Here is a 23409-nt window from a genome sequence, read left to right as displayed (position 1 = left end):
AACAAATAAGATACCTGGGTTTGGAGTAGAGAGAGGCGTTAGCTGCTTTCGGCGGTGATATTCTGCACCGAGTAGCCAGCAGATTCCAGCGCCGCCCGGATGCCTTCAGGGCCTGGGTTAGCAGCGGCTGCAACGGCAACTTCTGCCTCGCCAGCTTCAATCCGGTCTACTAATAGGCCTAGGCCAGTAAGCACTTGGCGCACCTGCCCAATACTTTCGGCATCGGTGAGGCCCGCAATCTGCAGCAGGTAGCGCAGTAATTGGGTCGGGTTGGTGTCGGGGGCTGCTTCAGTCATGAGTGAGGTATGGTAGGAGGTGAGTGGCCAATAAGGAGCCCGTGTTTTGTATGTACTGCATTAGCGCAAGCGAGTTACGGTAAGTTTAACAAGCAATTGCGGAAAAGTATAGGCTGTACACCGCTAGGCCAGTGCCGCGCATAAGTGAGAACGAATACATAGTTTCGTGAGACGGGCGCAACCGGCCATCAGATTGCGCGTCAGTAGCCCACTCTCATAAATCAGTATTTACTCCGAATGACATCACTCTTCCGCTCGGCTGCGCTGGCAGCCTTGCTCGCTACTGCCGCCCCTACTCTTGCTAAAGCTCCACGTGAGCTGACTTACACCGTTACCATGGATCCGGCGGCCAACAGCAATGCCTTCCAGGTAAAACTGGAGTTGCCAAAGCTTAAAAAAGACCAAGCTATTTACCAGTTTGCGGCCACGGCACCGGGCACCTATCAGGTAATGGATATGGGGCGCTACGTGAGTAACTTTCAGGCTTTTGATAGCAAGGGCAAGCCTTTGGAGGTAAAGCAGCTGTCCACCAACCAATGGCAGTTGTCGCGGCCTGATAAGACCAGCGAAATCCGATATACCATTGCCGAAACCTGGGATACGCCCGTTAAGGAGCATAATATTTACCGGATGTGTGGCTCCTCGCTGGAAACCGACCACGCCCTGCTGAATGGCCAGACCTTGTTCGGCTACCCCCAAGGGATGCAGGATAAGCCTTTGCGAATCAAGTTGCAGTACCCCACTGATTGGAAAGCCGGGTCGGTACTGGTGCCCGATGCTCAGGGCTTCTATCACCTGGACGACTACGATCATGCCGTAGATTCGCCCATCATTCTGGGCCGCCTCACGGAGGCGCACACGAAGCTAGGCAATGCCGATGTAGCCTTGTACTGCTATTCGGCCACTGATAAAGTGCAGGCCGAGCCCCTGCTAGGCTACATGCAAAAGATGCTTAATGCCGCCCAGTCGTTCTTCGGAGGTCAACTGCCAGTGAAGCGCTATGCCTTCCTGTACCATTTTGCCGATAAGTCGGCTGGTGCTTGGGAACACTCCTATAGCTCTGAGTATGTGCTACCCGAAATGGCCCTGACCCCCCAAACGGCGCAAGGTGTGGTGGATATTGCTGCGCATGAGTTTTTTCACGTAATGACGCCACTCAATATCCACTCTGAGATTATTGAGCACTTTAATTTTGTACAGCCAACGGGCTCCGAGCATTTGTGGCTCTACGAAGGCACTACCGAGTGGGCCTCACACATGATGCAGCTGCGGGGTGGGTTGGTGCCGCTAGATGATTACCTGAGCATGCTGCATGATAAGGTAACCTACGACCGTACCCGCGCCGACACAACGTACAGTCTCAGCCGCCTCGGGCTCAACTCGTTCAGTGATGAGGGCCAGCGGCAGTATGGCAACATCTACCAGCGTGGCGCCCTCACGGCAGGCCTGCTAGATCTGCGCCTGTTGGAGCTGAGCGACGGTAAGCGCGGCCTGCGCGATGTGTTGCTGGAACTGGCCAAGAATTATGGTCCTAACAAGCCCATCAGTGAGAAAAACTTCTTCGAGGATTTCACCAAGATGACTTATCCCGAAATAGGTGATTTCTTCCAGCGCTACGTGAAAAATGCGGAGCCACTGCCGCTACAGGAGTATTACTCCAAAATAGGAGTGCGCTACCAAAAAGCAATGCCCACGGGTAAGCAGATTGCCACACTAGGCCCTATAGGCCTGGAGGCCCGCGAGACCAGTGTTTACTTCACCAAAGCAGGTGGCCCATTGCAGGCCGCTGGTATTAAGGAGGGAGATAAACTGCTTGCCATTGATGGAGCCCGCACCAACATTGGATCCGTGCTACGACAAATTCCAACCCGTGAGCCAGGCACTGTAGTGCCCTTCGTGATCAGCCGTAACGGGCAAGAGCAAACGGTGCAGGTAAAGCTAGGCAGCACGGAAGAGGTGAAGCGCTACGTTTTCACGCAAGATCCGGCGGCTACTCCAGCGCAACTAGCTTTGCGTGAGGCTTGGTTGAAGAACCTATAATTAGCTGACGTAGCTTAAAAAGCAACAACCCCGCCGGTGTTCCACCCGGCGGGGTTGTTGCTTTTTAGTGTATCATGATGCTAGGCCAGGTCCTTTACTCCGGCAGGCAAAACCGGACTGTTACTCACGGCTGCGCACAAAAGCCCGGACCGTACGACGGCGGCCCGCTACTATTTCCAGCCGGTATAAGCCGGGCCGTAAGCTCTCCACATTGATGCTCTGCCCAGCAGCAACCCAACCGATGAGCAGCACAGTACCTTGTTCATTAAGCACCCGGTATTGAGCGTCATTAGCGGAGCCTGTCAGGTTGAGCTGGCGAATGGCCGGGTTCGGGTAGAGAGAAATCTGCAATGGCTGCTCGGGAACAAGTACAGCAGCAACACTGGAATAAGTGGCTGTGCCATTGGCGTCTACCTGGCGGAGGCGATAGTACACCACGCCCGGTACGGGTGCGTTATCTGAATAGCTATACTCAGCAGGCGTGGTACTTGAGCCTTTGCCCGCTACCTGGCCTAGGGCCCGGAAAGGCTGCCCGGCTACCTGCCGCTCCACCTCAAAATAGGCATTCTGCTTCTCACTGGCCGTTGCCCAGCGCAACACCACGCCATTGGGTTGGTGACTGCCACTGAAACTTGTGAGCGATACCGGCAACGGGTTCTGATTGGGTTCGGTGCTGCCCAGGGCAAAGTCGCCTAAGCTATTGAGGCTATTAGAAGTAAGCGCACTGGTTGAGTTGGTTAGGTGCCCCAAATTGTTCCAGCCGGCTCCGGTGCTTCTCGCTATTACAAAGCTGGCCATGTTAGGATCAGCAACCCGATCATCGGACCCGAAGCTTAGCGCAATGTTGCCAGCAAACGTGCCGGCGGCTGGCGCTGGGCTAGAAGTGAGACTGTAATATCGGATGGAGGAAACCCGCCGTAAGTCGTCCAGCATGTTCTGGTCGGAGGGCCGGCCTTCTTGCTGCTCAGCTATGTATGCAGTAGTGCCAGCTGGAGCAGTCGTGACGTTGAGGGTCAGGGGCCGGTATATAGTGCCTTTACCAATGGGGAAGAATAGTGCTCCCGTAGTGCTCGACTGCCGTACCAGCGGCCCCTGAACAAAGCTGCTGGCCGAACCAGAGATACTGGCAACCGGACCTAGAGTAAGGCGGTTTGTGCTGCTGGTTGAAAGCAGACCCTGAGAAAGAGTAACCGGGCCATTGGCTACCACCGGCCTTTCCAGTGTCAGGCCGGCCGCGTTGTTGAGGGCCAGCGTCGTGTTGGAAGGCAGCGTGAGCGAGCCAGCTGCAGTACCGCCAATGCGCTGGGCTGCCGTGCCATTAAGCGTTAGAGCCAGCGCGTTGTTGTTCGCATCTTGGTTGAAAACCAGGCTACCGCCATTAATCAACAGATTACCTCGCAGCTCCACGTTGCTGGTGTTGATTGTCACTACGCCGGCCGTAATAATAAGATCAGACTGAATGATAGACGGATTGGTGGAGTACGTGCTGATTGTGAGGGTGCGGTTCGTGTTGATTTCCAGCTTGCCATACGTACGCCCCGACAGGCCTACGGTATTCCCGGTAGCAGTATACAGAAAGTAGCTGTTGGGCTCAAAGTTGGTAACCTGATACGTAGTCACGGAGCCAAAAGGAGTAGAGCCCGTGGCCTGCTCATAGGTAGAGCCATTACGAAAAATGACGCTGTTCTTGTTGGCCGTAGCAGAGCCAAACAAGAAGCCCGTAAACCGGGTGCCGGGCTGCACGTAGCTGCCACTCAGAAATTCAATAGCACCCACTGTAGTCGAGAGCAATTGATGGGCACTGTTAGCAGTGGCAGAACCTTTGAGCTCTAACCTACCGGCCAGGCGAGCCGGCACGTTGGCCGCTAACCGAATTATCAGGTCGCCACTGCCGCTGGCCTGGGTGCCTACTATTGCCAACGTGGTGCCGGCTTCAGTGGTTAAACCAACTGCATTCGGGTTCCCATTGATTAATAATTCCCGGGCTGAGTTGGTAGTCAGAGTGGCCTTAATGGCATTGCTGAAACGCACCTGTCCTACGGTTTGGGTGGTGCTATAGTCGAGCGCAACGGTTGTGGAGGGTGTTACTGCGCCGTCAAAAATGAGTACATCGGTCGTGGCAGGGATAAGGCGAGCCGGAGACCAGTTTAACGGGTCATTCCAACTTGTAGAAGTGCCTTGCCAGAGGTACGTGTTCTGGGCAATTGAGGCGAATGGCAAACACAGCAGTAGGCACCAGATCAGCCAAAGATGCTTCCGAGTCAGCAGGGCTGAAATAGAAAATAAACCAGTGTGTAGAAGTGAATTCATCATCAGGATACAGTAGAAAATAGAGGGCCAGATGTATAGGTTTTATACAGAATTGTGCCTCGCAGCTATGACTCGTGAAATAGGATGATTGTGTAAATGTCTATATTCAGGTTGGTTGTTCGGGTGCATGGTTTGCCCTTTGCAGGCAGAAACATTCGTTTCCTCGGTCAATAAATCATAATTGACGTTGAAGGAAAGCTTTGTGTAGATATTGTAATAGTTGTATTTGCCTAAAAGCAACGGAGGCCATGAGCAGTATACTCATGGCCTCCGTTGCTTTTATTAGAATTCTTATTCTCCACCGTATCTGCTTTTGCCACTGTTACCTGCATCCATGCGTACAATACGAGGAGTAAAAGAGCCTAGCACATCTATCAGGTCCTGCTGGTGGGCCATTACCTGATGAATGTCTTTGTAGGCCATGGGCGCTTCATCTAGGCCGCCGCCAATCAGCTCAATGCCTGCAGTTCTATGTTTATTTGATGCCATAGTGCACAAATCGCCTTATTACGTTGTGGGCCTGTCTGTCAAGTGTGATTGAGTAGCAACTCAACGAATGAATAGAAGTCGGTTCTGTAGCTTGGCCGCGAATTAGCGCTTGTAGATATCCGGAATGGTTCTCTCTAACTCAACACACTATGAAAGCACCTTGTGGTAGAATTCTCCTAGCAATACTTCTGCTGCTCAGTACCGTTATCAGCGGGCTTGCGCAAAAGAAGCCGTCCTTCCGGGTTATTGCCTTTTACACGGCTAAACATGACCAAGCGCACATCAGCTACGTGCACGAGGCTAACACCTGGTTTCCAACGGTGGCCAAACAGCATCACTTCGCCTACGACACTACCTCTAACTGGAACAACCTGAATGCGGCTTTTTTAGCCAATTACCAAGTGGTGCTTTTTCTGGATACGCGCCCCGATGACCCGGCCCAACGGGGGGCTTTTCAGCAGTATATGGAGCACGGCGGTGCCTGGATGGGGTTCCACTTCGCTGGGTTTGCCCTTACGCCGTCCGGTTATCCGCAGAACTGGGACTGGTACCATAATACCTTTCTTGGGGCCGGCTCTTACGTGGGCAATACCTGGCGGCCCACGGCAGCGGTGTTGCGAGTAGAAGACCGGCGGCATCCTGCTACCCAGCATCTGCCTTCAACCTTCACTTCTGCGCCCAACGAGTGGTATAAGTGGAGCAACGACTTGCGCGCTAACCCCGCCATTGATATTCTGCTCGCCATTGACCCAAAAAGCTTTCCGCTTGGTACGGGCCCCAAGCCCCACGAAATCTGGCACAGCGGCTATTACCCAGTGGCCTGGACGAACAAGAACTTTCGGATGATCTATGTAAACATGGGTCACAACGACATCGACTACGAGCACGGCACTAACAAAGAGCTTTCGTTCACCTTCCAGAACAAACTACAGAACCAGTTTATTGTAAATGGGTTGTTGTGGCTGGGGAGCAGAAAGAAACATAGCTCTGCGCGCGACTAAACCAGGTGAATCAGTACATCCCGCAGGGGGGCGCGCCGTAAATAGGGATGAGTGTTGCTTGCAGTTTTAGCTACAACAGCTAGAGCAGAGGTAGTTAAAACAGTGGCCTAGAAGTGCTGTTAAATCGCTCAGGCGGCCGAGCAGGTATCGCTCTTAACCCATAACTTTTCTCTATGTCGATACAAACTGAAACCCAGGCTAAGCCCCTGGAAGAAGCTGTTTTTCAGAACTCCTTCGTAGACGAGCTGAAGGGCGAAGCTTCTATGAATAAGAACCCGCGCCAGGTGCCGGGCTACCACTTCTCGCGGGTTACGCCTACCGCGGTCAACGCCCCCAAGTTGCTGGCATGGTCAGAGGAGCTAGGCCAGTACCTGGGTTTGGTGCGGCCGCCGGAGCAGGGGCCAGCAGTGGAGATGTTAGCCGGCAACCGGGTGGCGGAAAGCATGAAGCCCTTTGCGGCCCGCTACGGTGGCCATCAGTTCGGAAATTGGGCCGGGCAGCTCGGCGACGGCCGGGCCATGTCGCTGGGTGAGCTTACAGCCGTTGATGGCAGCGTGTGGGAAGTTCAACTCAAGGGAGCCGGCCCCACGCCGTACTCGCGCCGCGCTGATGGGCGGGCGGTGCTGCGTTCTTCTATCCGCGAGTTTCTTTGCAGCGAGGCCATGTATCATTTGGGCGTACCTACAACCCGCGCGCTGAGCCTCGTAGCCACCGGCGACCAGGTGGTGCGCGACATGTTCTACGATGGCAACGCCCGGCCCGAGCCGGGAGCTATTGTGGCCCGGGTAGCGCCTACGTTCGTGCGGTTCGGCAATTTCCAGATTCTGCTGGCTACCGGCGAAATGGATAACCTGCGCGCCCTGGCCGACTACGTCATCCGCCACCAGTACCCCGAGCTAGGTGAGCCCTCCCCAGCCGTGTACGTGCGCTGGTTTGAGGAAATCTGTCGCCGCACAGCCGTGATGATTGCGCACTGGCAGTCAGTAGGGTTTGTGCACGGCGTGATGAACACCGATAACATGTCGATTCTCGGCCTGACCATTGACTATGGCCCTTACGGCTGGCTGGAGCCGTACGACCTCGACTGGACGCCCAACACTACCGACTTTGGCGGGCGGCGCTACGCCTTTGGGCAACAGCCGCGCGTGGCCCTCTGGAACCTGATGCAGCTCGGTCAGGCTATTTCCCCGCTTGTGGAGGATGTGCAGTTGCTCAACCCCGCGCTTGACGTGTACATCAAGACACTGGAAGGCACCCGCCATAGCATAATGCTGGCCAAGCTTGGCCTAACTTCTCAGAACCCAGAAGAAGACAAAGCGCTAATTGAAGCCCTGGAACCAGCGTTGGCAGAGTCGGAAATCGATATGACTATCTTCTTCCGTCGTCTCTCACACACTGGCCCGGAGCTACTCACCAACCCTAACAACGAAGAAGCCAAATTGCGTGAATTCCTGCAACTGGCTGCTTACTCCATGGCGCCAGCAGAAGAGGCAGAGCTCATGCAGTGGCTGAAGCGTTACCTACAGCGCCTGCGCCAGGAAAGCGCCAGCCCGAAGGCAATCAAGGAGAGTATGCTGCGCGCCAACCCCAAGTACGTGCTGCGCAACTACCTCGCGCAACAGGCCATTGAAGCTGCTGAAACGGGTGACCTGTCGTTGCTGAACCGCCTGATGCAGGTGCTCAAAACGCCCTTCGATGAGCAGCCTGAACACGAGGAGCTAGCCGCCAAACGTCCCGATTGGGCCCGCGAGAAGCCCGGCAGCGCCACACTGTCGTGCAGCTCGTAGACCTCTCTGGGTAAGGGAGACCTGTAATTCATATGTCATCCTGAGTGCAGCAAAGAATCCTCTCACGCAGTAACGACAGGCCTAGCGCCTCATGCTGATGTGAAAAGATCCTTCGCTGCACTCAGGATGACGTGCTACTATGATAGGCCACCCCTGTGAGGACTAACTGAATAGATCCAGCAGCTCCTGTTGGGTGAGGGCTTTTAGCAGCGCGGCTTCAGTCTTGACAAGGTCGTAGGCCAGTTCTCGCTTGGTTTCCTGGAGCTTCATGATTTTCTCCTCGATGGTATCGGGGCATACGAGGCGCACGGCTACCACTTTCTTGTCTTGGCCCAGGCGGTGGCTGCGGTCAATGGCTTGATTTTCCACGGCGGGGTTCCACCACGGGTCTACCAGATACACGTAGTCGGCGGCGGTGAGGTTGAGGCCTACGCCGCCCGCCTTCAGGGAAATCAGGAATACGCGCACCGAGTCATCTTCCTGAAACCGGGCTACGGCCGCGGCGCGGTCCTTGGTCTGGCCAGTGAGGTAGGCGAAGGGTATCTCATCGGCCTGCAGTTCTCGCCTGATCAGGTTTAGCATGGAAACGAACTGCGAGAAGATGAGAATTTTATGCTGAGAAGCTTTGCTGCGGATTTCATCCAGGAGCACCGCCAGCTTGGCTGAGTCCTGCCCGTAGTCTTCCTCGTTGCGGAGCAGGGCGGGCGAGTCACAGATCTGGCGCAGCTTGGTGAGGCCCTGCAGCACGTGCAGGCTGTGTACGCGGGGCGTGTCGGGGTGCTGGCCGAGGAGCAGGGCGCGGTAGTCGTCTTTGCAGGCCTCGTACACACGGCGCTGCTCCGGGCCCATCTCGCAGTAGAGTACCATCTCGGTTTTATCAGGCAGTTCGGCGGCTACCTGGGCTTTGGTGCGGCGCAGCATAAACGGGTTGATTTTGCGCTGCAGCTCCCGCGCCCGTTTGCTCTCCTTAAACTTATCAATGGGCGTGGCGAAGTGACCGGCAAACTGCTGCTTGCTGCCCAGCAGGCCAGGGCAGGCAAACGACAGCAGCCCGTATAAATCAAACGTATTGTTCTCTACGGGCGTACCCGTGAGTACTACCCGGTTGCGGGCCTGCAGCAAACAAGCCGCCTTGTAACGCTGCGACTCCGGATTTTTAATAGCCTGGGCCTCATCCAGAAACGCGTAGTTGAACCGGTATCCTTTCAGCGCCTTAACATCCGAAACCAGCGTGTTATACGTCGTCAGGACGATATCGTAGCCGTCGAAGTTCAGCGGCTCGCGGGGGCGCCCAGTGCCATAGAACGTGTGCACACGCAGGCTGGGGGCAAATCGGGCGGCTTCAGCCTGCCAGTTGAAGACGAGGGAAGTAGGCACCACCACCAAATTGGCAGCGGAGTGGCCTAGAGCCTGCTGGTGCAGCAAAAAGGCCAGCACCTGAATGGTTTTGCCGAGGCCCATATCATCGGCTAGGCAGCCCCCGAAGTTGAACTGGTCGAGAAAGTTCAGCCAGTTGAGCCCCTGGCGCTGGTACTCACGCAAGGTGGCCTGCAGCTCCGGGGGCACCGGCACGGGCGCGATGCCGGTGAAGTTGGCGGCGGCGGCCTGGAACGCGGCCAATTGAGTCTGAGCTTCGGCCGTTAGCTCTTCCGGGTTGTAGAGCTCCTCAATGGCCGAGAAGTTGCTGTGCGGCGTGCGAATACGCTCTTCTACTACCTCGCCGGCCGCGAAGTAGCGCGCAAACTTCTCTACCCATTCCAGGGGCAGCAAGCCGCGGGTGCCATCATCAAGACGCACGTAGTGGCTGCGGTTGCGCACGGCCTGGTAGAGGTGGCGCAGGGTAGCGTGCTGCTGGCCAAATTTTACTTTTAGCTCGGTGTCAAACCAGTTGGTTTCGGCCGTCACCTGCACGGTGATGTTGGCCCGGTGGGGGTTGAGAGTGTTGCCCTTGAGCTGATTAAAACCGAGAATGGTAATCTGCTGGCTCTGCCACTCCTCAAACGCCATCGGAAACCACTCCTCGCGCAGGAACAGCGCCTTGGAAACGTAAAACGACTCCTGCTGCAGCTGCTCCTCAAATGGCGGGTGCTGCCGAACCAAGGCTGCAATAAAGCGGGTTTCGGCCGTCACATCCCGCTCCACCATAAAGGGCTGCCCCGCTTCATCCAGAGAGTATAATTGCCGCCGCGAGAGTACCGACACCTCCTTGGGGCCGTAGCGCATCACGGGCAGCACCTCCACGTGGGGCCCGGCGTCGGAGAGATACAGCAGCTTCTGGGGCTCCTCATCGTAGCCGCTGGCGGCGCGCTGGCGTTTGGTGGCGGGGCGCACGTAGGTGTAGGCAATGTGGAGCTTGTCTTCCAGATTAGCCAGTACATCCTGCTGGAACTCCGCGAATTTCGACTGGTGAATAAGCAGGGTGTTGTTGCGCTTCTTAAAAAACTCAATCACCCGCCACACCTCCAGGTCTTCCACCAAATACAGCGCCTTATCAACCGCAATAAAGTACTCAAAGGCTACGGTTACCGTCTGCAGGTCTACCGGCTGGTCGTGAAGCATCAGGCGTCCTGATACCTCGAAAAACTCGCCTTTCTCCTCCACAGTCAGGCGCAAATCGGTGCGGGCGGTGCGCAGCAGCAGGGGCACCAGAGAAGGGCCGGTAAGCTTGTCGGATACGGTGGGGTTGTGGGCGAAGAAGGGGAGGCCCGCCGGGTTGTGCAAAATGGCCCGCAGCGCCGCAATGGCCGCGGCGGAGCGGGTGTCATCGTAGTTGTTCTGGAAGCGGCCCAGGCCAGTGTAGAACTTCAGCTCCTGCGCATCCTCCGTCTGCCAGATGCTATCCAACGGGTTCAGCACCGAAACGGGGTTCTTAACTTTGCCGGCGGCGGTCAGAGCCGCTTCAGCCAGCTGAATGGTGAGGTGGCCGTAGTATTTATGCCGACTGAATATTACCAGCCGGTGGGTGGTGTCGGGGGCCGGGGTGGGCAGGCGCTTAGGGGGCAGCAGCTGGCTTATCAGTTCCTGCTTGGTGGTGGCCGTGACGGGGTAAAGCTCAGGCTGCCGGGGCTCAACCTCCACGCCCTGCCGGGTGTAGGTCAGCTGGAAATAGGTATCAAGGTTTTGGGCCTGCTCCAGGCCATAGTCGCGGGCTGCGGCGCGCAGCAACTCGTGGCGCGGTTTGGGGTCGAAGAACACGCGCAGCTCCTTGCGCTGCAGCAGGCTCAGGAGCACCAGGCCCTGGTGCTCACACAGCGCGGCCTTGGGGGTGGGGCAGGTGCAGGATACCGCTAGGCCACCCGGGAGTTGCTCAATGGTTACGGTGGGCGCGGGACCGGCACCCGCGGCGGGGCCTAGGCCAGTAAACGTGCCCTGGTTTACCGCCAGTGTGGTAGGCTGCACCGCCGCCAGCAGCCGCGTATCCAGTAGTGGCAGGGTGGGGCACAGGTTCTCAATCTCAAACCGGGTTAAGTCAGCCAACGCCCCCGACTCGAAGACGTGTTGGTGAGAGGAGGGAGCGTCCTCCGGGAGCGGCGGGAGTTCCGATTTTCTGGGCATGGGACTGAGCTGGCGGCACGGCAAGTTAGGCGTAAGCACGTATGTTTCGCGACCTTTGCCTCATGCATACCCTTGAACAACTACGGGCCGGGGAGCTGGCCGGCATCCAGCGGCTTGATCTTTCATGCGGACTAACAGAATTCCCCCAGGAAATTTTCGACCTCGCCGACTCCCTGGAAATCCTCAACCTCTCGGGAAATGCTCTATCCTCGTTGCCCGCTGATCTGGGCCGACTGCACAAGCTGCGCATCCTGTTCTGCTCCGATAACCAGTTTACCGAGGTGCCCTCAGTGCTAGGCCAGTGCCCGCAGCTGAGCATGGTAGGGTTCAAGGCTAACGAGATTCACACCCTCCCCGCCGAGGCCCTGACGCCCGCCCTGCGCTGGCTTATCCTCACCGATAATGAGCTACGCGCCCTGCCCCCGGAGCTAGGCCAGTGTACCCAGCTCCAGAAGCTCATGCTGGCCGGCAACCACCTCACGCACCTGCCCGAAACCATGCGGGCCTGCACGCGCCTGGAGCTGCTCCGCATTGCCGACAACGATTTCACGGAGCTACCCAGTTGGTTGCTCACGCTGCCCCGGCTCTCGTGGCTGGCCTACGCCGGCAACCCCTTCTGCGACCCCCTGGAAACGTCCATCGTAGGCCAGCACCCCATCAGCCTCATCAACTGGCAGGAGCTCGAAATTCAGCAGCAACTGGGCGAAGGAGCCTCGGGGGTAATCTATAAAGCCCGTTGGCAGCGCGCTGAGGCAGTGCAAGATGTGGCGGTGAAGCTGTTCAAGGGAGCCGTGACCAGTGACGGCCTGCCCCATAGCGAGATGGCAGCGTGCATTAGCGCCGGCCCGCACCCCAACCTAATAGCCGTAGAGGGCAAGATCACTCAGCACCCCGCCCACACCGAAGGGCTGGTACTGGAGCTTATTGACCCTGCGTTTGGCAACCTGGCCGGGCCGCCCAGCCTGGCATCCTGCACCCGTGATGTGTACGCGCCCGGCACCACGTTCACGCCAGAAGCGGCCCTGCGCATTACCACGGGCATTGCCGCTGCCGCCCAGCACCTGCACACCCGCGGCATTATGCACGGCGACCTGTACGCCCACAACATTCTTAACACTACCGCCGGCGAAAGCCTGCTCGGCGACTTCGGGGCGGCCTGCTTTTTCGATGTAAACGAGCCGCAAGTGGCCTACGCCCTACAGCGCCTGGAAGTGCGGGCGTTTGGCTGTTTGCTGGAAGAGCTGTTGGCGCACTGTCCGGCTGCTCCCGATACAGCCGCGTTTCAGGCCCTGCGCAATTTGCAGCAGCGTTGTGTGCAGCCACAGGTGGAGGCCCGCCCACTGTTCGCGGAAATTCAGCACGCCTTGGTGGAAGTGTTACAGAACGCTTGATCTAAGCAAATGCAAGTGGTAGGTAACGCTTTGGTGCTTATTGCTGCCGTTGCAGCCAGGCATACGCGGTGGCCAGGTCGTCGAAGAGGATGACGGTGGGTTTGGTTACGAAATGCATGGCCGTTTCCATGGATTTTCTGGCCGACCAGTGCGGGGGGCACACCCAGGCCACGTAGCGCATACCGCGGTCTGCCAGCATGGCGTAATACTGGTCACCTACCCAGCGGGCCCCAGCTTCCCAGTCACTGGTTACCAGGCTATTGTCGTTGAGCATCTTGCTGCAGGGACGGGCATCCAGGTAAGATAACACCAGCTCTCCGCCCGTTTTGGCCGAGTCAGCGTTGTGCATGCCTTTCCACTCCACGTACAGCCATTTGTGCATGGGGTCGTAGGAGATCGAGAGAGGAGACGTATCGTAGAGGTGCTCCATGCAAGGGCCGGAGGGCAGAACAACTGGTTGTGTTGGCTCCAAAAGTTACTAGTTTCATCTTTACCCTATGCTACGTTGGAGTGATATCGTCAAATTTGCCAAGTACAGCAACCCCGAGCCACCCCGCCGAATGGAGCAGTCAGAGGAGGCGTGGGCGGCACAGCTGACTCCGGCCCAATTCCATATCATGCGCCAAAAGGGCACTGAGTCGCCCTACCGAAATGCCTATTGCCGCTCCTACGAGCCCGGCATCTACGCCTGCGTGGGGTGTGGCAGCAAGCTTTTTGATTCCACTACAAAGTATCATGCCATCTCGGGGTGGCCTAGCTTCACGCAGCCCCTTACCAAAAGCGCCATCCGCTACGCCTTCGACGACAGCCACCACATGCAGCGCATAGAAGCCCAGTGCAACGTCTGCGGCAGTCACCTAGGCCACGTCTTCCCCGACGGCCCTGAGCCCAGCGGCTTACGCTACTGTATGAACTCAGAGAGCTTGGTGCGGCTGAGTTTGGAGGAGATATAAGCGTAGGCTAACTTATTGTAAGGATTTTATAATGAAGAGATAATGGCGCTTTTGCGGAGCAAGGTTAGATGCCGCCGCGCCAGATACGTATGCTTGCGAACCACCTTCTGTTCCTGTTTCCTGGCTGCTTCCCTCTATGGCAAAACCGTCTGCCTCAACTTTCGCCACTGATTTTACCGGCTTCGTGCACGTTCGGGGAGCCCGCGAGCATAATCTTAAAAACGTTGAAGTAGACATCCCGCGTGATGCCCTAGTGGTGTTTACCGGCGTATCTGGCTCCGGTAAGTCCAGCCTGGCTTTCGGCACGCTCTACGCCGAGGCTCAGCGTCGGTACCTGGAGTCGGTGTCGCCGTATGCGCGACGGCTGTTTCACCAGATGGCGGTGCCGGAAGTTGATTCCATTGAAGGCCTGCCGCCGGCCGTGGCCTTGCAGCAGCAGCGCGGCACGCCTACTACGCGCTCTTCGGTAGGCAGCGTGACTACGCTCTCCAACCTGGTGCGCATGCTCTACTCCCGAGCCGGCGACTACCCCGTAGGCCAGTCGATTGTGTACGCCGAGGGCTTTTCGCCCAACACACCGGAAGGCGCTTGCCCCACCTGCCACGGCCTGGGCCGAATTTATGAAGTAACGGAGCAAAGCATGGTGCCCGACCCATCCCTGACTATCCGGGAGCGGGCCATTGCGGCCTGGCCCCTGGCCTGGGGCGGCCAAAACCAGCGCGATATCCTCGTGACCATAGGCTATAACGTGGACATTCCGTGGCGTGACCTGCCCCAGAAGGACCGCGACTGGATTCTGTTTACTGAAGAACAACCCGTAGTGCCCGTGTACCCCGGCTACTCACCCGAGGAAACCCAGCGGGCCCTTAAGCGAAAGGAGCCGCCAAACTACATGGGCACCTTCACCAGCGCCAAGCGCCACGTGCTGCACACCTTTGCCAACACCCAGAGCCCCCTCATGAAAAAGCGGGCCCTGCAGTACATGCTCAGCACCGAGTGCCCCACCTGCCACGGCAAGCGCCTCCGCCCCGAGTCGCTGGCCGTGAAGTTCGCTGGCCTCGATATTGCCGACCTTTCGGGCTTGCCCCTGAAGCGCGTGGCGGCTCTCCTGAAGCCCTACGCCGACAGCACGGCCCCCGGCCGCAAAAAGCACGACGCCGAGCACCCTGAGCAGGCCATTGTAGCCCAGCGCATCGCCGCCGATCTGTGCGCCCGTTTGGAGGTGCTGCTTGATCTGGGTCTCGGCTATTTGTCCCTGGAGCGCAGCACGCCCACGTTGTCGCCGGGGGAGCTGCAGCGGCTGCGGTTAGCTACGCAATTGTATTCTAATCTATTTGGAGTGGTGTACGTGCTGGATGAGCCCTCCGCTGGCTTACACCCTTCCGACACGGAGGCCTTGCTGGCGGCGTTGGCTAGCCTGAAGCAGGCCGGTAATTCTCTGTTTGTAGTCGAGCATAATTTGGATGTAATTCGGAAGGCCGATTGGTTGGTGGACGTGGGCCCGGCGGCCGGGGAGCAGGGCGGTAAAATTCTGTACAGTGGCCCGCCAAGTGGCCTAGCCGACGTGCCAGCTTCTCAAACGCGCCGCTTCCTGTACGGGAAGGAAGAGCAAGAAACTCGCACCCCGCGCAAACCCAGCGGCTGGCTGCGCCTGCAGGGTGTCACACGCAACAACCTGCAGCAGTTGGAGGTGGAGTTCCCACTGGGTGTTTTCACTACTGTCACGGGTGTGTCGGGCTCCGGTAAATCGAGCCTTGTAAGCCAAGTACTGGTAGAACTGGTGGCCGAACATTTGGGACAGGAAGTAGCCGCCGAGCAAGAAGAGGGAGACCCGCTGGAGCAATCGGCGCCGCTGGAACTAGGCGGGCAGATTGTGAGTGGCCTGGAGCACATCAAGCGTCTGGTGCGCGTCGATCAGAAGCCGATTGGCCGCACGCCACGCTCTAACATGGCCACCTATACTGGCCTCTTCGACCACGTGCGCAAGCTGTTTGCCGCCACGCCCGCCGCCCGCAAGCGCCGCTACGATGCTGGCCGCTTCTCCTTCAACGTGGCCAAAGGTCGTTGCGAAAATTGCCAGGGTGAAGGCTTTGTGATGGTGGAGCTGCTGTTTCTGCCCAGCGTGTACGCACCCTGCCCGGTGTGCCATGGCGCCCGCTACAACGCTAAAACCCTGGAAATAACCTACCGCGACAAGAACGTTGCCGAGGTACTGGGCCTGACCGTTGATGCCGCCTGGGAGTTCTTTGATGAAGAGCCTACCGTGCAGCGCGCCCTCACGGTACTGCGTGAAGTAGGCCTCGGCTACCTGCGCCTGGGCCAGCCCGCCACTGAGCTGTCCGGCGGCGAAGCCCAGCGCATCAAACTTGCCACTGAGCTCCAACGAGCCCAGCGCGGCAACTCCCTCTACGTCCTCGACGAGCCCACCACTGGCCTACACCCCTCCGATGTAGAAAAGCTATTGGTGCAGCTAGATGGCTTGGTAGAAGCTGGTAACACTGTCATCGTAGTAGAGCACGATATGCGCGTAGTAGCCAACAGCGACTGGGTGATGGACATCGGCCCCGGGGCCGGCGACGAGGGTGGCCGGGTAGTAGCCGCCGGCACGCCCGCGCAAATCATCAAGTCCAAGGAAAGCCGCACTGCGCCCTACCTGGCCCGCTTCATGAAGTAAGGTGAGAACCATGGTCAAATGAACAGTGCCCATCTAGCTCCCCCTTGCCTTAACGTAGGAGAGCCTGATGGGCACTGTCATAGTAGCCGGATATGATCTGCTGCGTATTGTGGGGGTTACTTCGCGGCGGGTACTTGCTTGATAACTTGACCACCTTTCATCACGAAGCGGACCTTTTCGAGGGCCGTAATATCGGCCAGTGGGTCGCCGTCTACAGCAATGAGGTCAGCGGCTAGGCCAGGTTCCAGAGCCCCGATCATGTCTTTTAAGCCTAGTAACTCAGCCCCATTCAAGGTGGCCGCTTGAATAATTTCCAGCGGCTTCATGCCCGCCGCCGCGTATGCGCGCAACATGATCAGGCTGGCTTGGCCACGGGTTTTGCCAGCCATTTGGACGTAAGCGTCCGACCCCGCAGCAATACGCACCCCGGCTTTTACAGCTCGCGCCAGACGCTTATTGTTGCTGCTGGGGAATTCCTGATGATAAGCCGCGAATTTCTGGCGTACTTCCGGCGAAGCGCTGGCCAGCGGCGGGAACATGAGGGCATAGGCTTCGGGTGTGAAGTCGGTGGGCACCAGAAAAATCTTCTTGGCCTTCATCATCTTCAGCACGTCGTCGGGCACAGTGTAGGCATGCTCGATGGAGTTGACCCCAGCTTCGGCGGCAATGCGCGTGGCTTGGTCGCCAACGGCGTGGGCGGCTACCGTCTTACCCACGCGGTGAGCTTCCTCTACTATAACTTGAAGCTCGGCGAGTGACATTACTCGTGGGCCAGAATTCACAATGACCTTGATGCAGTCGGCGCCATAGTAGAGGGCTTGACGCACGGCCCGGCGGGCTTCCTCCACACCGCTGATGGCCACATACTCCTGCGCCACCAGTGCCTGCGCTTCGGAAGTTAACTGCCCGAATTGCCCACCTGCTGCTGAAAGCGCGCGGGTAGAAGCCACAATGCGCGGCCCCACTACCTGGCCTTTGTTGATGGCATCGCGCAGGGCCACGTCGCCGTTGAGGCCGCTGTTACCTAGGTCGCGCACGGTAGTGATGCCCGCCTCCAGATCTTCACGGCCCATAGCCGCACCTTGGAGGGCTCGGCGCGCGGTACTCATGGTAGCTACGTTCACCAGCGTATTGATAGCGTCGCCACCAAGCTCGGGTTTGAACGTTTGCAGCAGGTGGGTATGAGCGTCAATCAGGCCGGGGAGCACGAGTGCATTCCCTAGATCAATGACTTCTGCCCCGGCCGGAATTGTCAGATTAGCACCAACCTGGAGAATGGTAGTACCCTGCACCAGCACCACGCCGTTAGGAGTTACGCGGCCAGTACGTACGTCCAGCAAGCGCCCGCATTTCACCGCTTTAATTGGAGCGTTAGGTGTTGGTTGTGCCTGTACGATAAGGCCGCCACTAAGCAGAAAAAGGCTGGTGGAAATCTTTAGGATGTTTCTCAGAAAGAATAGAGGTTTTTGCATGCCTCAAGGTAGCGCGCTAAGTATTGGGTTTTAGAAATAAGACGTACTTTATTATTCGTTCGCCAGCCGTTGAGGATAGATTTTGCTTGCATAATGCCTAGTTAAATGCCGGTTGCCGTAGCTCTTTTGGCGGAAATTTGTGGTGTACTAATCATTCTTGCTATGCTAGTTATTACAGGAGCTACCGGCCAACTGGGCAGTCAGGTCATTGAAGAGTTGTTGCGCCTTCAGGTTCCCGCCGGGCGCATTGTGGCCAGTGTCCGTAACCCGGAGAAGGCCGCGGCATTGGCTGGGCGGGGCGTAGTAGTCCGGGCCGGCGACTTCACTAACTCTACCCAACTGCCCCACACTTTTACCGGAGCCGAGCAGGTGCTGGTGATATCGCCCGACAAGCTCGGCGAAGAAGGCCGCCGGCTCAGCCGCACGGCAATTGAGGCAGCCCGCACAGCTGGGGCCCGCCGGGTGCTGTATACCAGTCACATGGGTGCGCAGGCCGATTCTCCAACCCAGGACCAGGCCTTTATTAAGGACCACGCCGCTATTGAAGGTTTCTTGGCCCAGGCCGGGCTGCCCTACACGGCCCTGCGCCACGGCTACTACGCCGAAAGTGCCCTGCACCACCTGGGCCGGGGGCTGGAAACGGGCGAAATTAGGGTGCCCGAAGATGGTCCGGTGAGCTGGACCACCCGGGCCGACCTAGCGGAGGCTGACGCGCGCATCATAGCCCAGGAAGGCTTGCTCGATGGCATTACGCCCCCCCTAACGGCCCTGCAAACCTTCACCTTTGCCGAAGTGGCCGCCATTGCTTCTGAGCTGACCGGCCGCGAGATAAAGCACGTGCTCCTTAGCGATAAACAGTGGGCACAAGAAAAACAAGCGCAGGGCGTACCTGAGCACTTCGTGGAGCTGTTGCTGAGCAGCTACCGGGCCATGCGTCGGGGCGAGTTTGCCACCGTCGACCCCACCCTCGAACGAATACTGGGCCGCCGTCCGCGCACCCTGCGCGACGTTCTCGCCGACCTACTGCAGCCCACAGCGGTGTAGGGCGATAGTGCATTCCAAACACGCCAGGCCCTGCACCCGTATCGCTTGCTACCCCCGCCGGGTAGTAACGGGTGCAGGGCCATTCAAGCTGGAGCTAACCACGAGGCTCGGGGCTGCGCACGGCCGTATGCCTGGTCGACTGCTACCCCCTCGCTAGCTTTACGTAATGACAGCGCCCGCTCCGGTTCATATTTTCACCATTGCCGACTACCATCGCCGACTCGGGCTGCCCCCACCCGCGCACCCGCTGGTGAGCGTAGTCCGGTTCGAGGACATGCCTTTTCCGCAAACCGGCGTTCCCCAGGCGGTGGTGCACCACTTCTACAGCCTTGCCCTAAAGAAATCGTTTCATGCCCGGCTCAAATACGGCCAGCAGGAAGTTGATTTCAACGAAGGTTTGTTGCTATGTATGGCGCCGCGGCAACTCCTGGCCATTGAAGGCCCCTCCGAAACAGCAGCCAGTCACCGAGGCTGGCTGCTGCTCGTGCACCCCGATCTGCTGCAGCAAACCCCACTGGCAAAAAAAATCAGGCAGTACGAGTATTTCGATTACCGTGTGAGTGAAGCCCTGCACGTTTCAGATCTCGAAGAACACCTGCTGATAGGCTTGCTGAAGCAACTCAATCACGAAGCCTGCGCGCCGCCAGACCGGCTTAGCCGCGACGTGATGGTAGCGCAGCTGGAACTGCTATTTACTTATGCTGAGCGGTTTTACCAGCGCCAGTTTCATACCCGTCGTACGGCAAACCATCAGTTGCTTGGTCGCCTGGAGGAGTTGCTGAAGGCATACTTCACCGACCCACAACTGTCAGATAAAGGGTTGCCACCCGTCACGTATCTAGCCGAAGCCCTGCACCTGTCGCCTAACTACCTCAGTCGGCTGCTCCGCACGCTAACCGGCCAAAGCACCAAGCAGTTTATTCTTGCCAAGGTGGTGGAAGCAGCGAAGGAACAATTGTCTACCACTACGCTTACTGTCAACGAAATTGCCTACAGTCTGGGCTTTGCACACCCGCAGGCCTTTAGCAAGCTCTTTAAAAGCCAAACTCAGGTGTCGCCGACGCAGTTTCGGCAGTCGTTCTTGAGTTAGCGTTGGATATTTTACCGCATAGCAGGATGGCGGCGCTCAGCAGAACTGTAGCATCCGTCACAAAAAACTGCCGTACAAGCGTGGGTCGGCCTGTTTTCCAACAGGTGCCCCTATCTCGTAGTCGTTTCCTTGTCATGCCTTCCTTCGTCGAAGAATTCTTCCGCAACCCAGCCATGGTTGGCTCACTGGTACCCAGTTCACCTGAGCTAACCGAGAAAGTAATGCAGCCCATTAATTTCACGCAGGCCCGGTGCATTGTGGAGTACGGCCCCGGTACGGGCGTATTCACCGATGCCCTAATGAAGCGGCGCCGCCCCGAGACCGTACTGGTGTTAATAGAAACCAACCGCCGTTTCAGCCAGCTGCTGCAGGAGCGGTACGCCAGCCACACCAACGTGCACATCATCCACGGCACGGCTGAGAAAACCGAGGAGTACCTGCAACCCCTGGGAATTGAGCAGGTTGATTATGTAGTTTGTGGCCTGCCGTTTTCGTCGTTGCCGCGGCGCCTGGGGTGGCGAATTCTGGAGCACACCCAGCGCCTGCTGCAGCCGGCTGGGCAGTTGGTATTGTTCCAGTACACGTTGCTCAACAAACGGTTATTTGAGCGTTTCTTCCGGCCGATTAGTGAGGCGCATGTGCTCCTCAACGTGCCCCCGGCTTACGTGCTGGTGTATGCGCCGCTGTCTTCATAAAATGCGCTTGCCTGAGTAAATAAAAAGCCCGGCTCATTCAACGGCCAGGCTTTTACTGGTGGTTAGGGGTAGGCCAGATAAGCCTAGTAGTAGGTGTTAGCACCGGCTACGGTGTAGAGTGGGTCTTCCTGGATGTTTACGTCGATGATGGAGCCGGCATTGCGCAGCAGCTGGCGGCAGTCGGGGCTGAGGTGGCGTAGGTGCAGGGTTTTGCCGGCCCGATGGTAGCGCTCCGTGAGCTTGCTCAGGGCCTCAATGGCCGACATATCCGCTACGCGACTGTCCTTGAAATCAATAATGACCTCGATGGGGTCGTTCTGCACGTCGAACTTCTCCCCGAACGCCTGCACCGAGCCGAAGAACAGCGGCCCGTAAATCTCATAGTGCTTTACGCCAGCAGCATCAACGTATTTCCGGGCCCGAATACGCTTGGCATTTTCCCAGGCAAACGCCAGCGCCGACACCACCACCCCCAGCAGCACGGCCAGGGCTAGGTTCTGCGAAATGGCCGTAACGGCCGTTACCAACAACATCACCAGCACGTCGGTAAGGGGCATGCGGCGCAGGATACGCAGACTGGCCCACTCAAACGTGCCAATTACCACCATAAACATCACGCCCACCAGCGCGGCCAGCGGCAGCCGTTCAATCAGGGACGAGCCTACCACCACAAACAGCGCCAGGGCCAGCGCCGCCACTACCCCCGACAGGCGCCCCCGCCCCCGGGATTCCAGGTTTACCATGGTTTGCCCAATCATGGCGCAGCCACCCATACCCCCGAAGAAACCCGAGGTGATGTTGGCCAGGCCTTGGGCCACGCAGTCTTGGTTACCCCGGCCGCGGGTGTCGGTCATTTCATCTACCACCGTGAGCGTCAGTAGGCTTTCCGTGAGGCCTACCAGCGCCATAATCACGGCATAGGGAAACACAACCACCAGCGTATGCCACTCCAGCGGCACCTGCGGCAGATGAAACGAGGGCAGGCCGCCCGCAATGGAAGCAATATCACCCACCGACTTGGTTTCCAGGCCTCCCAATATCACCAGCGCCGATACTACGATGATAGCCGCCAGAGATGCCGGTACGGCCTTCGTGAGCTTCGGCAGGAAGTAAACAATGGCCATGGTCAGCGCGACCAGCCCCAGCATGAGCAGGAGGGGAGCCCCCGCCAGCCAGTGCTCAGCGCCGGCCGCGTCGCGCACCTTAAACTGCTCTAGCTGCGCCATAAAAATGATGAGGGCCAGCCCGTTCACGAACCCGTACACCACCGGCTGCGGCACCAGCCGAATGAACTTGCCGAACCGCAGCAATCCAATGGCCACCTGAATCAGACCCATCAGGGCCACGGCGGCAAAGAGATATTCCACGCCGTGCTGCACTACCAGGCTTACAATAACTACCGCTACCGAGCCGGCGGCACCGGAAATCATGCCCGGCCGGCCACCAAATACGCTGGTAATAATACAGATGATGAAGGCCGAGCCAATGCCCACCAGTGGACTGATATGGGCCAGCAGCGCAAAGGCTACTACCTCGGGCACCAAAGCCAGCGCCGTGGTAAGGCCGGCTAGAATTTCGTTTTTGACGTTGTGTGTATACTGCGCGAAGTAGGGCAGGACTTGTGACATAGTGAGCTAAGAAAAGGCAAAAGAAAAGCCACACGCTTCGGGGCAGGAAGCGGCGGCACGGGGTACTCTAGGCCAGTCCTCAGGGTGGGGTGAGCTTGAAAATAGCAGAAGCGGAATGTTGCATAAGCAGCCGCAAAGGTACGCAAGCCAGCCATCCTGACCGTACTTGGTTCAAATTGAAGAAGGAGTAAGGGTGGCTTAAAACAATAGGCAATCACGTTTCACACCCTCCCGTCATGCTACGGCTGCGCGGACGCCAGATCAAGCATGACGGGCTAGTAGGCTGTTTTATTAAGCACTTGCCAGGCTACCTCAGCCACTCCTGATCAATTCCTTCTTTCCAGGAAAGGAACTGCCTCCTGGCTTTAACCTGCTTTATGACCAGTGGTACAGCAGTGGCCTGGGCGACGCTTGAAAAGCATCCTTTATGGTTGGCCTTGCCTGCCGACGCTCGTAAACTCTCTAGCTTTACGCTGCCATACTAGCCCGCCATGTCAGATAACCCCGATGCTTTCTTTCTTGCCCTGTGCCAGCAGCTAGGGGCGCAAGCTGCCGCCGCAGGTGAGAGCCCGGTGGGTGCGGTGGTAGTGCGGGCGGGTGAGGTGGTGGCGGCGGCTGCAGAAGCTACTCAAAGCCAGGGCGCCATCACGGCTCACGCAGAGCTGCTGGCCCTGCAGGCTGCCAGAGAGGCGCTAGGCCACCCCAATCTATCCGAGTGCACGCTCTACTCCACCCATGAGCCTTGCGTGATGTGCGCTTACGCCATTCGGTATCACCGTATTCGGCGAGTGGTGTATGGCCAGGGTAGCGCGTATTTGGGTGGGGCCAGTGCCAGGGGGCCGGTGTTGAGTACCGCGCAGGTACCGCCGCACTGGGCACCTGCGCCGGAGGTAGTAGAGTGGCCTAGCAGCTAACTTGCCTGCTCAAGGCCTGACAGAACAGGCCTAACACCCCGTGCTGGGGTGGCCTACACGGCAGTAACAC

17 protein-coding genes are annotated in these 23409 nt (G+C 57.9%); 10 read left to right on the top strand and 7 right to left on the bottom strand.

Annotated features, from left to right (window positions below; translation table 11 throughout):
* Nucleotides 1-38: 38 nt before the first annotated feature.
* The gene (locus tag HMJ29_RS20110; RefSeq protein WP_171593173.1) at nucleotides 39-296 is read right to left on the bottom strand and encodes a hypothetical protein; all 258 of its coding nucleotides are present in this window, start codon (nucleotides 294-296) and stop codon (nucleotides 39-41) included.
* Nucleotides 297-533: 237 nt separating this feature from the next.
* Between HMJ29_RS20110 and HMJ29_RS20105 the strand changes: the two genes are divergently transcribed.
* Complete coding sequence (locus HMJ29_RS20105) at nucleotides 534-2336, top strand: M61 family metallopeptidase (RefSeq protein WP_171593172.1); 1803 nt, start codon at nucleotides 534-536, stop codon at nucleotides 2334-2336.
* Nucleotides 2337-2456: 120 nt separating this feature from the next.
* Here HMJ29_RS20105 and HMJ29_RS20100 read toward each other — a convergent pair whose 3' ends face one another.
* Complete coding sequence (locus HMJ29_RS20100) at nucleotides 2457-4556, bottom strand: T9SS type A sorting domain-containing protein (RefSeq protein WP_171593171.1); 2100 nt, start codon at nucleotides 4554-4556, stop codon at nucleotides 2457-2459.
* Nucleotides 4557-4937: 381 nt separating this feature from the next.
* Complete coding sequence (locus HMJ29_RS20095; protein WP_171593170.1) at nucleotides 4938-5135, bottom strand: RtcB family protein; 198 nt, start codon at nucleotides 5133-5135, stop codon at nucleotides 4938-4940.
* A gap of 149 nt (nucleotides 5136-5284) precedes the next feature.
* Here HMJ29_RS20095 and HMJ29_RS20090 point away from each other — a divergent pair, with 149 nt between their 5' ends.
* Both HMJ29_RS20090 and HMJ29_RS20085 read left to right on the top strand, forming a co-directional pair.
* Entirely contained in the window at nucleotides 5285-6136 is an 852-nt protein-coding gene (locus HMJ29_RS20090) for a ThuA domain-containing protein (RefSeq protein WP_171593169.1), read from the top strand.
* Between the two features lie 173 nt (nucleotides 6137-6309).
* The gene (locus HMJ29_RS20085; protein WP_171593168.1) at nucleotides 6310-7923 is read left to right on the top strand and encodes a protein adenylyltransferase SelO; all 1614 of its coding nucleotides are present in this window, start codon (nucleotides 6310-6312) and stop codon (nucleotides 7921-7923) included.
* A gap of 162 nt (nucleotides 7924-8085) precedes the next feature.
* On the opposite strand, the gene HMJ29_RS20080 is transcribed toward HMJ29_RS20085, so the two are convergent.
* Nucleotides 8086-11478 (bottom strand): DEAD/DEAH box helicase, encoded by a 3393-nt coding sequence (locus tag HMJ29_RS20080; protein ID WP_171593167.1) that lies wholly within the window; start codon nucleotides 11476-11478, stop codon nucleotides 8086-8088.
* A 62-nt stretch (nucleotides 11479-11540) separates the two neighbouring features.
* Here HMJ29_RS20080 and HMJ29_RS20075 point away from each other — a divergent pair, with 62 nt between their 5' ends.
* Nucleotides 11541-12869, top strand: coding sequence for a leucine-rich repeat-containing protein kinase family protein (locus HMJ29_RS20075; RefSeq protein ID WP_171593166.1), 1329 nt, complete (start codon nucleotides 11541-11543; stop codon nucleotides 12867-12869).
* Nucleotides 12870-12906: 37 nt separating this feature from the next.
* On the opposite strand, the gene HMJ29_RS20070 is transcribed toward HMJ29_RS20075, so the two are convergent.
* A complete protein-coding gene (locus HMJ29_RS20070; protein ID WP_171593165.1) occupies nucleotides 12907-13299 on the bottom strand; it encodes a SpoIIAA family protein in 393 nt (130 codons plus the stop codon).
* A gap of 67 nt (nucleotides 13300-13366) precedes the next feature.
* Here HMJ29_RS20070 and msrB point away from each other — a divergent pair, with 67 nt between their 5' ends.
* On the top strand, nucleotides 13367-13822 hold the full coding sequence (gene msrB / locus HMJ29_RS20065) for a peptide-methionine (R)-S-oxide reductase MsrB (RefSeq protein WP_171593164.1): 456 nt from the start codon (nucleotides 13367-13369) through the stop codon (nucleotides 13820-13822).
* Nucleotides 13823-13958: 136 nt separating this feature from the next.
* Nucleotides 13959-16496 (top strand): excinuclease ABC subunit UvrA, encoded by a 2538-nt coding sequence (uvrA, locus tag HMJ29_RS20060; protein ID WP_171593163.1) that lies wholly within the window; start codon nucleotides 13959-13961, stop codon nucleotides 16494-16496.
* 116 nt (nucleotides 16497-16612) lie between these two features.
* Here the strand turns inward: uvrA and HMJ29_RS20055 are convergent, their stop codons facing one another.
* Nucleotides 16613-17968, bottom strand: a complete 1356-nt coding sequence (locus HMJ29_RS20055) for an amidohydrolase family protein (RefSeq protein WP_171593162.1) — start codon at nucleotides 17966-17968, stop codon at nucleotides 16613-16615.
* A 162-nt stretch (nucleotides 17969-18130) separates the two neighbouring features.
* Here HMJ29_RS20055 and HMJ29_RS20050 point away from each other — a divergent pair, with 162 nt between their 5' ends.
* The 3 genes from HMJ29_RS20050 to HMJ29_RS20040 all read left to right on the top strand — a co-directional run bounded on the left by HMJ29_RS20050 (nucleotide 18131) and on the right by HMJ29_RS20040 (nucleotide 20797).
* Nucleotides 18131-19012, top strand: a complete 882-nt coding sequence (locus HMJ29_RS20050; RefSeq protein WP_171593161.1) for an SDR family oxidoreductase — start codon at nucleotides 18131-18133, stop codon at nucleotides 19010-19012.
* 166 nt (nucleotides 19013-19178) lie between these two features.
* Nucleotides 19179-20102: a helix-turn-helix domain-containing protein gene (locus HMJ29_RS20045; protein WP_171593160.1), complete on the top strand. Its 924-nt coding sequence runs from the start codon at nucleotides 19179-19181 to the stop codon at nucleotides 20100-20102.
* 134 nt (nucleotides 20103-20236) lie between these two features.
* Nucleotides 20237-20797, top strand: a complete 561-nt coding sequence (locus HMJ29_RS20040) for a class I SAM-dependent methyltransferase (protein ID WP_171593159.1) — start codon at nucleotides 20237-20239, stop codon at nucleotides 20795-20797.
* 83 nt (nucleotides 20798-20880) lie between these two features.
* Here the strand turns inward: HMJ29_RS20040 and HMJ29_RS20035 are convergent, their stop codons facing one another.
* Nucleotides 20881-22425, bottom strand: coding sequence for a SulP family inorganic anion transporter (locus tag HMJ29_RS20035; RefSeq protein WP_171593158.1), 1545 nt, complete (start codon nucleotides 22423-22425; stop codon nucleotides 20881-20883).
* Nucleotides 22426-22916: 491 nt separating this feature from the next.
* On the opposite strand from HMJ29_RS20035, the gene HMJ29_RS20030 reads away from it, so the two are divergent.
* Entirely contained in the window at nucleotides 22917-23339 is a 423-nt protein-coding gene (locus HMJ29_RS20030; protein WP_171593157.1) for a deaminase, read from the top strand.
* Nucleotides 23340-23409: the final 70 nt, after the last annotated feature.

It is taken from the genome of Hymenobacter taeanensis (genome assembly GCF_013137895.1).
GTDB classification, from domain to species: domain Bacteria; phylum Bacteroidota; class Bacteroidia; order Cytophagales; family Hymenobacteraceae; genus Hymenobacter; species Hymenobacter taeanensis.
This window is presented reverse-complemented; position numbering and strand designations above follow the sequence as displayed.

Excerpts from the sequence above, each read along its gene's own strand:
- HMJ29_RS20080 (WP_171593167.1), bottom strand. The coding sequence starts at position 11,478 with ATGCCCAGAAAATCGGAACTCCCGCCGCTCCCGGAGGACGCTCCCTCC.
- HMJ29_RS20040 (WP_171593159.1), top strand. The coding sequence starts at position 20,237 with ATGCCTTCCTTCGTCGAAGAATTCTTCCGCAACCCAGCCATGGTTGGC.
- HMJ29_RS20090 (WP_171593169.1), top strand. The coding sequence starts at position 5,285 with ATGAAAGCACCTTGTGGTAGAATTCTCCTAGCAATACTTCTGCTGCTC.
- HMJ29_RS20045 (WP_171593160.1), top strand. The coding sequence starts at position 19,179 with ATGACAGCGCCCGCTCCGGTTCATATTTTCACCATTGCCGACTACCAT.
- HMJ29_RS20110 (WP_171593173.1), bottom strand. The coding sequence starts at position 296 with ATGACTGAAGCAGCCCCCGACACCAACCCGACCCAATTACTGCGCTAC.
- HMJ29_RS20055 (WP_171593162.1), bottom strand. The coding sequence starts at position 17,968 with ATGCAAAAACCTCTATTCTTTCTGAGAAACATCCTAAAGATTTCCACC.
- HMJ29_RS20030 (WP_171593157.1), top strand. The coding sequence starts at position 22,917 with ATGTCAGATAACCCCGATGCTTTCTTTCTTGCCCTGTGCCAGCAGCTA.
- HMJ29_RS20075 (WP_171593166.1), top strand. The coding sequence starts at position 11,541 with ATGCATACCCTTGAACAACTACGGGCCGGGGAGCTGGCCGGCATCCAG.
- uvrA (WP_171593163.1), top strand. The coding sequence starts at position 13,959 with ATGGCAAAACCGTCTGCCTCAACTTTCGCCACTGATTTTACCGGCTTC.
- HMJ29_RS20105 (WP_171593172.1), top strand. The coding sequence starts at position 534 with ATGACATCACTCTTCCGCTCGGCTGCGCTGGCAGCCTTGCTCGCTACT.
- HMJ29_RS20095 (WP_171593170.1), bottom strand. The coding sequence starts at position 5,135 with ATGGCATCAAATAAACATAGAACTGCAGGCATTGAGCTGATTGGCGGC.
- HMJ29_RS20085 (WP_171593168.1), top strand. The coding sequence starts at position 6,310 with ATGTCGATACAAACTGAAACCCAGGCTAAGCCCCTGGAAGAAGCTGTT.
- HMJ29_RS20035 (WP_171593158.1), bottom strand. The coding sequence starts at position 22,425 with ATGTCACAAGTCCTGCCCTACTTCGCGCAGTATACACACAACGTCAAA.
- msrB (WP_171593164.1), top strand. The coding sequence starts at position 13,367 with ATGCTACGTTGGAGTGATATCGTCAAATTTGCCAAGTACAGCAACCCC.
- HMJ29_RS20070 (WP_171593165.1), bottom strand. The coding sequence starts at position 13,299 with ATGGAGCACCTCTACGATACGTCTCCTCTCTCGATCTCCTACGACCCC.
- HMJ29_RS20050 (WP_171593161.1), top strand. The coding sequence starts at position 18,131 with ATGCTAGTTATTACAGGAGCTACCGGCCAACTGGGCAGTCAGGTCATT.